Source organism: Variovorax paradoxus (assembly GCF_022009635.1).
Classification (GTDB): domain Bacteria; phylum Pseudomonadota; class Gammaproteobacteria; order Burkholderiales; family Burkholderiaceae_C; genus Variovorax.
Window position 1 is genome coordinate 5330698 of sequence record NZ_CP091716.1, and the last position, 13685, is coordinate 5344382.

At 70.4% G+C, this 13685-nt stretch carries 7 protein-coding genes; all 7 read left to right on the plus strand.

The window, feature by feature from the left end:
- The first annotated feature begins 87 nt into the window (after nucleotides 1–87).
- The 7 genes from L3V85_RS24690 (at nucleotide 88) to L3V85_RS24720 (ending at nucleotide 13683) form a co-directional block, all read left to right on the plus strand.
- The gene (locus tag L3V85_RS24690) at nucleotides 88–1785 is read left to right on the plus strand and encodes a DUF2138 family protein (RefSeq protein WP_237675314.1); all 1698 of its coding nucleotides are present in this window, start codon (nucleotides 88–90) and stop codon (nucleotides 1783–1785) included.
- A gap of 77 nt (nucleotides 1786–1862) precedes the next feature.
- The gene (locus L3V85_RS24695) at nucleotides 1863–2468 is read left to right on the plus strand and encodes a DUF1175 family protein (protein ID WP_414080243.1); all 606 of its coding nucleotides are present in this window, start codon (nucleotides 1863–1865) and stop codon (nucleotides 2466–2468) included.
- 2 nt (nucleotides 2469–2470) lie between these two features.
- Nucleotides 2471–7177 (plus strand): MG2 domain-containing protein, encoded by a 4707-nt coding sequence (locus L3V85_RS24700; protein ID WP_237675316.1) that lies wholly within the window; start codon nucleotides 2471–2473, stop codon nucleotides 7175–7177.
- A 4-nt stretch (nucleotides 7178–7181) separates the two neighbouring features.
- Nucleotides 7182–8918 carry a DUF2300 domain-containing protein gene (locus tag L3V85_RS24705; protein ID WP_237675317.1) on the plus strand — a complete coding sequence of 579 codons (1737 nt, stop codon included), beginning with the start codon at nucleotides 7182–7184 and terminating at the stop codon, nucleotides 8916–8918.
- Nucleotides 8915–9730: a YfaP family protein gene (locus tag L3V85_RS24710; protein ID WP_237675318.1), complete on the plus strand. Its 816-nt coding sequence runs from the start codon at nucleotides 8915–8917 to the stop codon at nucleotides 9728–9730. Before L3V85_RS24705 ends, L3V85_RS24710 begins: the two co-directional genes overlap by 4 nt.
- Nucleotides 9731–9794: 64 nt before the next feature.
- A complete protein-coding gene (locus L3V85_RS24715) occupies nucleotides 9795–10358 on the plus strand; it encodes a GNAT family N-acetyltransferase (protein WP_237675319.1) in 564 nt (187 codons plus the stop codon).
- Between the two features lie 103 nt (nucleotides 10359–10461).
- Nucleotides 10462–13683: an efflux RND transporter permease subunit gene (locus tag L3V85_RS24720; protein ID WP_237675320.1), complete on the plus strand. Its 3222-nt coding sequence runs from the start codon at nucleotides 10462–10464 to the stop codon at nucleotides 13681–13683.
- The last annotated feature ends 2 nt before the right edge of the window (nucleotides 13684–13685 follow it).

A 13685-nucleotide genomic window follows, 5' to 3' on the forward strand; every position in this document is an offset into this window, starting at 1 on the left:
CCCGGACTTCATGGGACGCCCCATGGACCTGCCAGAATCAAAGCCGTGCTGCCGTGAGCAGCGCTGCTTTCATGCCGGGAGGGACTCATGGACCGAAGAAGAAAATGGTTTGCAGCGGGCGCGGCGGCGATCGTGCTGCTGGCTGCTGGCGTGGTCGTCGTCAAGATGCGGCGGCCGCATTTCGACGGCGACATCAACGCCCTGGGCGTCGACCTTTCCAGGCCTTTCGCCTACGTCTCCACTCCCGCGCTCTCGCGCCTGCCGCGCGACATCGTGCAGGCGCCGGTGGTGCGCGACGTTCTCACCGAAGACTTCGCCTTCTACTACGAAGACCAGGAAGACCGGCTGAGCCTGCGCGGCGCGATCAAGCGCATTGCGTACGAGCGCGAGACCACCTGGACCGACCAGCTCCTGGCCACCGCCCTCGACGAACCCGCCGAAATGGCCTGGTGGCCCGATGCCAAGGGCGCGCCGCGCTACTGGGCCGTGACCATGACGCGCGGCGCGGTCGCCACCGCGCTGCAGGGCTTGGCGAGCATCGCCGCCAAAGACTCGCAACTGAGCATCCTCGGCACGCTGCGCGTCAACGGCGGCGACGTCAATGCCTATGCGCTGGTGCTGTCGCCGCGCCGCACGCTGGTGCTGCTGTCGCAGGGCAACCGCGTCGTGGTGCTGAGTGATCCTGGCCTGCTGTTCAACGGCGAGGGCCAGGCCAGCGCGCCGGCTCAGGAGGTGGTCGAGGGCCTGCTGTCGGGTGATGCCCGCGCGCAGTCGGCCTGGCGCCGCGGCTTCGGCCTGGCAGAGCAGGACGGTGCCGGCAACTCTTCGATCGTTGCCGATGCGCGGCTGCTGTCCTTCGGCTACCAGCACTTCTTTCCGGGCGTGCAGGCCGTGCGCTTCGACGTGGCGCAGAACGGCGCCACGCTGCGCACCGCCGTGCGTGTGAAAGCCGCCGGCACCCTGCCCGCCGCACCGGGCGACCGCGAACTGTGGTCCGCGTTGCCGGCCAACCCGGCGGCCTGCACGATGCTGCCGGTCGAATGGACGCAGATGGAGCAGCTGATGGCGGACGCCCCGCCGTCGCCATCGGCCGCCGACAGCGACAAGGCAGCCGCGCCGCCTGACGCCGCCGCGCTGAAGGCCCTGGTCGCGCAGTTCGAAGGCCCCGCCGCCGTCTGCTGGTATGCCCGCTCGCAATTGCACACGCCGCTCTTCGTCGCGCAGATGAAGGCCGGTGCCGACCCCAAGACCGACGAGGCCCTTGCCAGCCTCGCGCGCTGGGTGATCTCCAGCAATGCCGCCGACACCGACGATTCCGCGGCGAAGCCCGGCGTCGGCAAGTGGCAAAGCCAGGTGAAGGCGCCGTGGGGTCCGTATGCCGACGGCGACGCCAAGGCCTACAAGCCAACCCTTGCACGCCAAGGCCGCTGGATCGCCTTCTCGCCCGACGACAAGCTGGTGGACTTGGCGCTGAACACGCAGGCCAGGCGATACCCCGGCGTGGCCGACACGCTGCCCCCGGCGGGCGGCACGACGCTGGTGGTCGGCGCACCCGCGCAGATTGCCGACCTGCTGCAGCGCGAAGCCATGGCCGTGCTGCCCGCCGAGCAGGAAATCCTGCGCCAGGCTGCGCGCCAGCACCTGGTGCCGCGCCTCGATGCGCTGCGCAAGCTGCCGCCGGCGCGGGCCGTGACGCAAGGCGCGGGCGACGGCAACGGCTGGGTGCCCGTCGAGTGGCAGGCAATGTCGGCGTCGCCTGCGTCGTCAACGCAGCAACCCAAGTGAACCCCGCCTCCATCACGGCCGGCATCAGCCGCCGGACGGCGCTCGGCCGCGGCGCGGCGCTTGCCGCCGCCTGCGCCATGCCCGCGCTGCCGGCCATCGCGGCAGCCGCCACCGAGACGCCGACACTCGACCGCGAACAGTCCTCGCGCCTGCGCGACTGGATGACCCTGCTGATCCACGAGCAGATCGAGCGCGGCCCCACGCCGCGCTGGACCCACCGCGACTGCGCGGGGCTGGTGCGCTTCTCGGTGGCCGAGTCGCTGCGCGAGCACGACGTGGCCTGGCGCCGCGCCAATGGCCTGCTCGCGCGCCGCCTGCCGCCCGACATCGACCCCGCCGCTGCGGCCCCGCTGCGCAACACCTGGCGGCGCGTCGACGGCACGCGCGACGCCTATGTCGGCGCGCTCGAGCTGGTGCAGGAAAACACGCGCTTCGTCTCGCGCCAGCTGCAGCAGGCCTTGCTCGGCGACATGCTGTTCTACGACCAGGGCGACGAGCAGCACCTGATGGTGTGGATGGGCAACTACATCGCCTATCACACCGGCCGCGTGCTGCCGGGCGACAACGGCTTGCGCGCCGTGCGCGCCACACAACTGCTCGGCTGGAGCGACACGCGCTGGCGCCCCGCCGACGACAACCCCAATTTCGCCGGTGTGTACCGGCTGGCTTTTCTCGCACGATGACCATGCACACACCACTCCAGTCCCTGTGGCGGCGTCTTTTTCCGCTGGCGCTCGCGGTTGCCACCGCATGCGCGTCGATGCAGCCGCCTGCGGCGCTTGCGGCGCCCGAGCCGCAACCCCAGCCGCTCGAGAACAGCCGCACGCCCTACACCGGCGAGCCCTTCTTCCTGCTTTCCGACGCCACCTTCGCCAGCGACCAGACCGCCCTGGTGCGACTCGAAGTGAACCAGCCCTCGGCGCTGGAGCAGGTGGGCGGCGTCGATGTGCTGGTCTACCGCATTCCCGACGCCCTGCCCTTCCTGCAGAAACAGAAGAACCTGCACCGCGTGCAGGTGGGCGCGCGCGCCGCCGACGAGGGCCTGGCCAACACGCTGACCCACCTGTGGGACAGCTGGGTGGTCAAGTCGCGCCTGGCTTGGCAGCAGATGTTCTCGTCCAGCGCGCGCCGCGCCGTCACGCAGCAGGCGCCCGAGCTCAAGACGCCGGCCAAGCTCACGCAGCCCTCGGTCTTCGAGGAGCCCCGGCAGTTCCGTCCGATCCCCGGCCTGCCGGTGGTGGAGCGCTTTCGCTATCCGGTGCACAAGGCCAAGGCCATCGGCCTGCCCAAGGGCGTGAAGCTCGAAGGCTCCAGCAGCGAGTTCATCAATGCCTCCGAGGGCAACGTGTTCGTGCCGGTGGGCAAGCGCGCGCCCGGTCTCTATCTGGTGGAAGCCATCAGCGGCCAGTTCCGCGCGACCACGCTGCTGTTCGTGTCGGACACCGTGGCCATCACCAAGGTCTCTGGCGACCAGATGCTGGTGTGGGCGGCGCAGCGCGCGGCGGGCGCGCCGGTGCCCGGCACCAAGGTGGTGTGGACCGACGGCGTCGGCGTGCTCAAGAGCGGCGAGGCCGACGGCCAGGGCCTGGTGAAGCTGGACCGCAAGTCGCCCGAGCAGACCTACGTGTTCGGCCAGGACCCCGCGGGCGGCGTCTTCATTTCCGAAAATTTCTACTACGACAGCGAGATCTACAACGCCAAGGTCTACACCGTGACCGACCGCCCGCTGTACCGCCCGGGCGACTGGGTGAACGTGAAGGTGAGCGGGCGCGAGTTCCGCAGCGCGCGCGAGTCCGTGGCGCTGAAAGACGCCGACCTGGCGCTCGCGGTGCTCGACCCGGCCGGCCAGCTGGTGCATGCGCAGAAACTGGCCTTCTCCGGCGCCAAGGGTGCTGACGCGCGCTTTCCCCTGCCCGACAACGCCGTGGCCGGCGGCTACGAACTGCGCCTGGCCATGGGCGGCGACACCTACACCGCGGCCTTCCGCGTGGCCGACTACCAGAAGCCTCACTTCGACATCGTGCTGCTGCCCGAGAAAACCGACTTCAAGACCGGCGAGCCGGTCGGCGGCAAGCTGCAGCTGAACTACCCCGACGGCAAGCCGGTGACGCATGCGCGCGTCAGCCTCACGGCGCGCTCGCAGAAGCTCGCCATGGTGAACGGCGAACTCGACTACGCCGGCCAGTTTCCGGTCAAGCTGCAGCAGGCCGAGCTGGAGACCGACGGCGACGGCATCGCGAAGTTCTCGCTGCCCGCCGCCACCGAGCCCAGCCGCTACCTGCTGACCGCCTTGGCCACCGATGGCGCGGCCTACCGCGTGCGCACCTCCCGCGAAATCCTGGTGGAGCGCGGCGCGGCTTCGTTCCGCCTCGCGGCCGACCGGCAGTTCTCGCAGCCGGGCCAGGCCGTGGCTTTCAAGTTCGCGGCCAGCCAGCGCGCCGGTACCACGACGGCGGCAACGGCGCCCGACACGCCCGCCGCACAGGCGCGCCCCGCCACATGGCAATGGGTTCGGCTGGAAGACCGCTCCAAACAATCCGGCGCCATGCCTTCGGGCGACACGCTCTCGATCAACTTTCCGCAGCCCGGCAGCTACACCGTCTCCCTGCTGGACGACAAGGGCCGCATCGTCGGCGGGGCCAGCCATTGGGTCAGCGGCGACGGCGTGAAGGCACCGGCCGGCAGCGTCGGCATGGTGCTCGACCGCGCGAGCTACCGCGCCGGCGACACGGCGCAGGTGCTGGTGAGCTTTCCGGAGCCGGTGGACAACGCCCTGCTCACGCTGGAGCGCGACCGCGTCGAAGCCACCGCGCTGATGGGCCGGGGCGCCGACTGGATCAAGAGCGAGCGCGTGGCGCCCACGCAGTGGAAGTTCACGCTGCCCGTGCGCGACGTCATGAGCCCCAACATGACGCTGTCGGTGGCCTACGTGAAGAACGGCGACTACGTCTTCCAGAACCAGGGGATCATGGTCGAGCAGGAGCGCATCGTGCTGGCCTTCACGCCCGACAAGGCGGTGTACGAACCCGGCGACACGGTCACCATCGACGTCAGCGCCACGCTGGCCGGCAAGCCGGTGGCCACCGACCTCGCGGTCGGCGTGGTCGACGAAATGATCTACGTGCTGCAGCCCGAGATCGCCCCGGCCATCAGCGACTTCTTCTACCACCCGCGCCGCAACAACGTGCGCACCAGCGCGAGCCTGTCCTTCATCGGCTACGACCTCGCCACCAGCAAGCTGGGCACGCTGCCCGGCGCGCGCCAGGTGAATGACCGCGCGGTGAAGGTGCTGGAGCGGCCGCGCCGCGACAACATCGACACCGCCGCCTGGGAGCCGCGCCTGGCGACCGACGCCTCCGGCCACACCCGCTTCAGCTTCACCATGCCCGATTCGCTCACGCGCTGGCGCATCACCGGCCGCGCCATGAACGCGGCCGGCGCTGTGGGCCAGCAGGTGAGCTGGGTGCGCTCCGACAAGGCCTTCTACGCCAAGTGGACCAGCCCCGACTGGCAGCGCCAGGGCGACAAGGCACAGGCCTCGCTCGCCCTCTTCAACCAGACCGGGCGCGAAGCCAAGGTCGAGTGGACCGCCAGCGGCGCGGGCGTGGAGCGCAAGGACACGGTCACCGTGCGCCCGGGCGTGAACTTCATCGCGCTGCCAATCGCCGCCGGCGAGGCCGACAAGTCCGGCGCGGTCAGCGTCACGCTGCGCCAGGACGCCCGCGTGGTCGACAAGCTCGACGTGCCGGTGCGCCGCGTCCCGGTGGCCTGGCGCGCGCCGCGCGGCAAGTCGATCGACCTGGCCTCGGGCAGCGCGGCGCTGGCCCTGCCGGCCGATGCATCGCGCGTGCGCGTTTCGCTGGCGCAGGACGCCGCGGCCGGCGCCTTCAGCCAGCAACTGGATGCGCTGATCGCCAACCCCTACGGCGGCGTCGAGCAGACCGCCAGCCGCATGCTGCCGCTGTCGATCGCGCTGCAGTCGCTTTCGCCCGCGCAGCAGGCGCTGGCACCGGCGCTGACGCAGCGCCTGGCCACCGCGCGGCTGTCGCTGGCGCAGATGGCCGGCCCGCAGGCGCAGTTCGGCTGGTGGGGACGCATCATGCCGGCCGATGCCTTCCTCACCACCTATGCCTACTACGCCGACTGGCGCGCCACCCAGGCGCTGCGCGTGACGCTGCCGGCCTCCAACTGGCAGCGCCTGCTCGACGTCTACGCCAAGGACGGCCAGAAGCTGCCAGCGCTGCAACGTGCGCTGGCGCTCTCCTGGATGCAGGAGATGGGCCTGCCCGTGGGCTCGATGGCCGGCGGCCTGGCGGACCAGCTGGCCGCGCAGCCGGCCGGCGACGCGCAGCGCGCGCAACGCCGAGGCAGCCTCGTCATGGTGGACAGCGCCGTGCCCGACACCCGCGACATGGCGCTGGTGCTGGCGGTGCAGACCGCCGGTCCGGCGGTTGCCAGCGCCAAAGCCCGCGCCGCCGCCGACGAAGCCGCCGCGCGACTGGCCGGCGTCGACACGCCGCTGGTGCAGGCGCTGCTGATGGCCACGCAACGCGCCGGCGCCGACAAGGCGGCCGCCGTGCTTGCCGAAGTGCGCGCCGATGCGCCTTCCATCGACCGCGCGCAGACGCTGCTGTGGCTGCAGCGCGCCATGGGCGGCGGCAAGCTCGCGGCCAGCGACGACGTGCCCACCCTGGCCGCGCCCTGGGTCCGCGCCACCGATGGCGGCGGCACCAGTTGGCGCCTGCCGTCGGGCACCGCCGTGCCCTCGACGCTCGAGCTGCCTGCCGGACAGAAGGCGGCCTGGGCCTTCGTGAGCTACGAGAGCAGCGAAACGCAGGCACCCGCCCTCGATGCCAAGGTCGAACGCACGCTGTGGCGCGTGGTCACCGAACCGCGTCCCGCGCCGCAAGCACCGGCCGCACCCGCGCCGGGCCAGCCCGCCGCGGCGCCGAGCGCGTCCGTCTCCACGGTCGACGACGGCCGCATCACGGTGAAACTCGAAGCCGTGAAGCCCGGCACGCCGCTGGACACCAATGCGCTCTACCTCGACCAGCTCACGGTGACGGCACCGAAGGCCATGCGCTGGAGCCTCGTCGAAGCCGCGCTGCCGCCGGGCGCGGCCGTGGAAGAAAGCACCTGGGGCATCGACATGGCCGACAGCGCCGGCAAGCTGCAGCCGATGGAGCGCGCGCAGAGCCAGGGCACCGCGCAGGGCTACGCCGTGCCGGTGGACTCTCTGGTGGCCGGCACGCCGCTGACCGTGCGCCATCTGGTTCGCTTCTCGCAGCGCGGCACCTTCAAGCTGCCGCCCGCACGGCTGTTCCGCATGTACGAGCCCGAGGCCAAGGCCTTCGAGGACGGCGGCCGCTGGGCCAGCGTCGAGGTGCGCTGACATCATGAAAGCCGAAGCGGCCCGGGTGCTTGCGCGACTGAAGGCGTTCGGCGCCGGCGCGTTCGCGTGCGCGGCCGCGCTGGCGCTGCCGGCTTTCCCGTCATCGGCGGCTTCGCCTGCGACGGCGTCGCCGCGCCTGGCCTGGCTCACCGACGAAGGCATGGTCGCGGTCGAACGCACGCCGCGCGGCACCGCGCCCCTGCCGCAAGAGGGCGACGCGCTGCAGACGCCGCTGGGCAGCGTATGGAAGCTCTTCGTCTACAGCTACCTGAGCGTCAACGCCACGCAGGAGCCCGTCTACCGCTGCGCCAGCATGCAGCGCCGCACCGACGACGAATACTGCTGCGACCCGGGCGGCAGCATCGGGCGTGAACAGGCGCTGGCCCAGTCCTGCGGACCCTATTTCGACCCGTCGCGCGTCGGCGTCAACGCCGCCGACTGGACCCGCTTCTGGCGCGACAGCGACGCCCCCGCCTGGCTGCGGCGCCTGGACGCCATGAAGCCCGAGACGCGCGTGCCCGTGTCCGAGCTGCTGTCCGCGCTGCGCCAGATTCCCGCTCCCGCCCGCACCGCCGCGCGCCAGGCCCTGCAGCCCGTCACGGTGCGCGACGACGAGGTGCTTGCCGCCCTGGGTGGCGGCCCGCGCTTCAAGACCTGGTCATGGCGGGAAGGTACGCAACCGGTGGGCGGCGCCGCCGGCTGGCTGGCAGACGGCACGCCGTTCTGGTTCGGCGACACCGGCACCAGTCGCAGCGCGCTGCGCGCCCAGGCGAAATGGATGGCCGGGCAATGGGCCGCGCACGGCCTGGCGTCGCCGGCGCCGGATGCGGCGGCGCTCGGCGCGCAGCCCTGCATCGCCGTCGATTTCTTCCAGCGCTATCCCATCGCCACCGTGCAGCGCGCGCTGCCGGGCAACACCGCCGCCGCGCCGGCCGGCCCGTTGCGCGGGCGCTACCGCATCGCCTTCCAGAACGGCTCGCAGTTGGTGATGGAAGGCGTGCCCGCCCAGGTGCTGCGCTACGGCTCGGACGGCCCGCGCATCGCCGCGCGCCTGCCGCTGGAGGACTACGTGGCGCGCGTGGTCGACCGCGAAGGCGACGCGCGCGAAACCGAAGCCGCCCGCGCGCTCGCGGTGGCGGCGCGCAGCTACGTGCTGCAGAACGCGAGCGAAATCGAAGGCTGCCGCCAGATTGCCGACGACAGCCGCACGCAGCGCGTCGGCCCCAATCCGCCGACCGCAGCGGCGCGCGCCGCTGCGGCCTTCACCGAAGGCCTGGTGATCGACGGCCAGGCCGTCAACTACCACAGCGACCGGGCCTCGCCCGGCGTCATGTCGTGGCAAGGCGCGGTCGCCGCAAGCCGCGAGGGCCAGCCCTTCGGCGCCATCCTGCGCACCGCGTACCCGCGCGGCACGCTGGCACCGTTCCGGGCAGAAGCCGACTGCACGCCCCTGCCCGAAGCCCAGCGGTGGCTGGCCGACCGCCAGCGGCGCTGGCGCCAGGTGCTGCGCGCCCAGGCGGGCTTCCAGCCGGTCGACGACACGCTGCGCGTGTGCCTGCTCGCCATGGGCGTTCCGCATTCCGATCAACGCCGCCTGGTGATCCGGGTGCGCGAGTGGCACAGCCGCGAGGGCCGCGTGACGCTCATCCACGAATACCTGCACCTGGCGTTTCGCGACCATCCCCACGGGCAGGACGAAATCTTCATCGAACGGCTTGCGCAGCAACTGGCAGACTCATGAAAACATCTTCACTGGCGCGTCGCGCCGCCTCCGCCGCATTTACCGCTCTCGGCCTTATCTCGGCGCTCGCCGGCCTCTCGGCGCAGGCCCAGACCGTGCTCGACACGCCGCGCGGCGGCTGGCGCAACGCGCCCGCACAGCAGCAGGACTTCGTGCAGGAAGTGCACTACCCGGCCAGCAGCGTCAACGCCAACGGCCGCTCCGAGGCTTCGTTGATCCGCGGCCGCATCGCCGCCGCGCCCAAGACGAACGACCCGAAGGGCACGGCCCCGCGCACGCCCGCGCGCCTCATCGTGGACGGCATCGCCATTCCGCTGCTGACCGACGAGAAGGGCAACTTCGCGCGGCCCTGGTCCTTCGGCTCCGGCAGCCACGGCGTGGAAGTGCGCTCGCCCAACGGCGAAGTCGCGCGCTCGCAGTTCTACGAGACGCAGGCCAACCGCGTGCCGGTCAAGCTGCGCGTCGTGCTGAGCTGGGACAGCGACAACACCGACCTCGACCTGCACGTGGTGTCGCCCGACGGCCAGCATGTGTTCTACGGCGCGCGCGTGGCGCCCAACGGCGGCTCGCTGGACGTGGACGTGACCACCGGCTTCGGCCCCGAGATCTTCGCCACGCCCAGCCCGGTGCAGGGCGCATATCACGTGTTCGTGAACTACTTCGGCGCCGGCGAGCAGCGCGACGCGGTGATCACCGCGCAGGTGACCATCCTGCAGGACGAAGGCACGCCCAAGGAGAAGCAGCAGGTCTTCCGGGTGCCGATGCGCAAGCCGGGCGAACTGACGCTGGTGCATTCGTTCCTGGTGCCCTGAGGCGCGCCCAAGAGACAGGGGATCTCTCGTTGACCTGGCACCGGGCGCGTGGCAAAACCTGCCCATGGCAACGCAGGCGCCCCACGGCTACCCCGGCCACCTGGCCGAAGACTGGCAGCTCGCCGACGGCACGCCGGTGCGCATCCGCCCGATCCGCGCCGAAGACCTCGCCATGCATTCGGCCTTCGTGGCGGGCCTGTCGAACGAAACCGGCTACCGCCGCCTGCTGTCGCCGCGCAAGCCCCAGCCGGACGAGCTCTGGCGCATGACCCACATCGACTACGACCGCGAGCTGGCGCTCATCGCGACCACGGTGATCGAAGGCGCCGAGCAGCAGATGGGCGTGGTTCGCTATGTGCGCGGCGACACGCCCGGGACGGCGCAGGTCGCCGAATTCGCCGTGGTGATCGCCGACGCCTGGCAGCACCGCGGCGTGGCCCACAAGCTCATGCGCAAGCTGATCGAGGCCGCCGCCGGGGCCGGCGTGAGGCAGCTTTCGGACATCACGCTCTACGACAACACCGGCATGCTGGCGCTGGCGCGCAAGCTGGGCTTCAGACTGCAGCGCGATGCGGCCAACCCGAACGTCACGCGCCTGCGGCTGGCGCTCCCGACGCCGGCAACGTAGCCATTTGGTAAAGCGCGACAGCCGGCTCGAGCGGGCCAGCAAACTTAAATCTACTTCCTTATGATGCGAAACCTTTTTCCGTCGGAAGCAGAGAGCCCCCTCCATGGTCCAGCTTGCGTTGCGTCGTCCGTACACCTTCATCGTCATGGCGATGCTGATCGTGCTGGCCACGCCTTTTGTCCTGGCGCGCATGGCCACCGACATCTTCCCGGAAATCAACATTCCGGTCGTGAGCGTCATCTGGAACTACACCGGCCTGCCGGCGCAGGAAATGGGGCAGCGCATCTCGGGCCAGGTGGAGCGCGGGCTGACCACCACGGTGAGCGACATCGAGCACATCGAGTCGCAGTCGCTGGCGGGCGTGTCGATCATCAAGGTGTTCTTCCAGCCCACGGCCAACATCGAAATGGCCATCTCGCAGGTGGTGGCCTCCATGCAGGCGCAGGTGCGGCAGCTGCCGCCGGGCATCACGCCGCCGCTGGTCATCAAGTATTCGGCTTCCAGCGTGCCGGTGATCCAGCTGGCGCTTTCCAGCCCCACGCGCTCTGAAAACTCTCTCTTCGACGCCACCGTCAACCAGTTGCGCCCGCAGCTCATCACGGTGCCGGGCGCGGCCATTCCGTTTCCGTACGGCGGCAAGAACCGGCTGATCTCGGTCGACCTCGACACCCAGGCGCTGCAGGCGCGCGGCCTGTCGCCGGCCGACGTGGTGAACGCGGTGAACACGCAGAACCTGATCCTGCCCTCGGGCACGGCCAAGTTCGGCGCCACCGAATACAACGTGAAGATGAATGGCTCGCCCGACGCCATCGCGGGCCTGAACGACCTGCCGATCCGCACGGTGAACGGCGCCACCACCTATCTGCGCGACGTGGCCTATGTGCGCGACGGCTTCTCGCCGCAGACCAACGTGGTGCGCCAGGACGGCGTGCGCGGCGTGCTGCTGTCGGTGCTCAAGAACGGCGGCGCCTCCACGCTGGACATCGTCTCGAACATCCGCGCCATGCTGCCCATCGCCGCCCAGACGATGCCGGAAGACATCAAGATCACGCCGCTGTTCGACCAGTCGGTGTTCGTGAAGGCGGCCGTGAAGGGCGTGGTGTTTGAAGCCATCCTGGCGGCCGCGCTCACGGCCGCGATGGTGCTGCTGTTCCTGGGCAACTGGCGCAGCACGCTGATCATCGGGCTGACGATTCCGCTGTCCATCCTGGCGTCCATCCTGGTGCTGTATTCGCTGGGCGAAACGCTCAACCTCATGACGCTGGGCGGGCTGGCGCTCTCGGTGGGCATTCTGGTGGACCAGGCGATCGTGACCATCGAGAACATCGAGCGGCACCTGCACATGGGCACGCCGCTGAAGGATGCCATCGAGGTCGGCGCGGGCGAGATCGGCTCGGCCGCCTTCGTTTCCACGCTGTGCATCTGCATCGTGTTCGTCCCGATGTTCTTTCTCTCGGGCGTGGCGCGCTTCCTGTTCGTACCGCTGGCCGAGGCCGTGGTGTTCGCCATGATCGCGTCCTACCTGCTGTCGCGCACGCTGGTGCCGACGCTGGTGATGCTGCTGATGGGCGGCTCGCACGGCCCGCAGCAGCAACAGCCCGCGGAAGGCACCAGGCAGAGCGCGCTGCAGCGCCTGTACCGCGCCTTCGACCGCCGCTTCGAGCGCGTGCGCCGCGCCTACACGCTGGTGCTGTCGGCAGTGCTCTCCAGGCGGGCGGGCTTCATCGGCCTGTTCCTGGGCTTCTGCCTGCTGTCGTGCCTGCTTTATCCGGTGCTGGGCCGCGACTTCTTCCCCACGGTGGATGCCGGCCAGATCCGCCTGCACCTGCGCGCCCCCACCGGCACCCGCATCGAGGAAACCGCGCGCCTGACCGACCAGGTGGAAGCCGCCATCCGCGAGCTGGTGCCGCCCGACCAGCTCGAGACCATCCTGGACAACCTGGGCGTGCCCAACAGCGGCATCAACCTGTCGTACAGCAACGCCGGCACCATCGGCACCTTCGACGGCGAGCTGCTGCTGTCGCTGAAAGAGGGCCACAAGCCGACCGAGCAGCATGTGTCGCTCCTGCGCGCGGAGCTGCCCAAGCGCTTTCCGGGCATCGAGTTCTTCTTCCAGCCGGCGGACATCGTCACGCAGATCCTGAACTTCGGCCTGCCGGCGGCCATCGACGTGCAGTTCAGCGGCAACGACATGGCCGGCAACGCCGCGCGCGCGGCCGAACTCACCAAGGCGATCCGGCAGATTCCAGGCGCGGTCGACGCGCACGTGCACCAGCGCCTGGACGGCCCCGCGCTGAGCCTGCAGATGGACCGCACACGGCTGCAGCAGTACGGCCTCACGGCCTCCAACGTGGGGCAGAACGTGCTCATCGCGCTGTCGGGCAGCTCGCAGACGGCGCCCGCCTTCTGGCTGAATCCGGCCAACGGCGTGGTCTACAGCATCGCGGTGCAGACGCCGCAATACACGGTCGATTCGCTCGATTCGCTGCTCAACATTCCGGTGGGCGCCAGCGGGGGCCAGGGCGGCACCGGCGCGCAGCAGCTGCTGGGCAACCTGGTGAGCACCCAGGCCGACCGGCAGCCGGCCGTGATGTCGCGCTACAACATCGCGCCGGTGATCGACGTCTACGTGAGCGTGCAGGGCACCGACCTGGCCAGCGTGGCCTCGAAGGTGCAGAAGCTGGTCGACGAGATGCGGCCCAAGCTCTCGCGCGGCAGCCGGGTGGACATCCGCGGGCAGGTGCAGACCATGCAGTCGTCGTTCATCGGCCTGGGCGTGGGGCTGGCGATGGCCATCGTGCTGGTGTACCTGCTGATCGTGGTCACCTTCCAGTCGTGGCTGGACGCGGCCATCATCATCACCGCCCTGCCGGCCGCGCTGGCGGGCATCGCGTGGATGCTCTTCATCACCGGCACCACGCTGAGCGTGCCCGCGCTCACGGGCGCGATCATGACCATGGGCGTGGCCACGGCCAATTCCATTCTGCTGGTGTCGTTCGCGCGCGAGCGGCTGCAGGCGGGCATTCCGCCGCTGTCGGCCGCGCTGGAAGCCGGCGCCACCCGCATCCGCCCGGTGCTGATGACCGCGCTGGCGATGATCATCGGCATGATCCCGATGGCGCTGGGCCTGGGCGAAGGCGCCGAGCAGAACGCGCCGCTGGGCCGCGCCGTCATCGGCGGGCTGGTCTTTGCCACGGTGTCGACATTGTTTTTCGTACCCGCCGTGTTCGCGGGGGTGCACAGTCGGCTTGCCCGCCGCCGGGCGGCGCGCGAAGCCTCCCAGCAGCATCAACCGCCAGAGGGCGCAACGCCCCAGGAGAATTGATT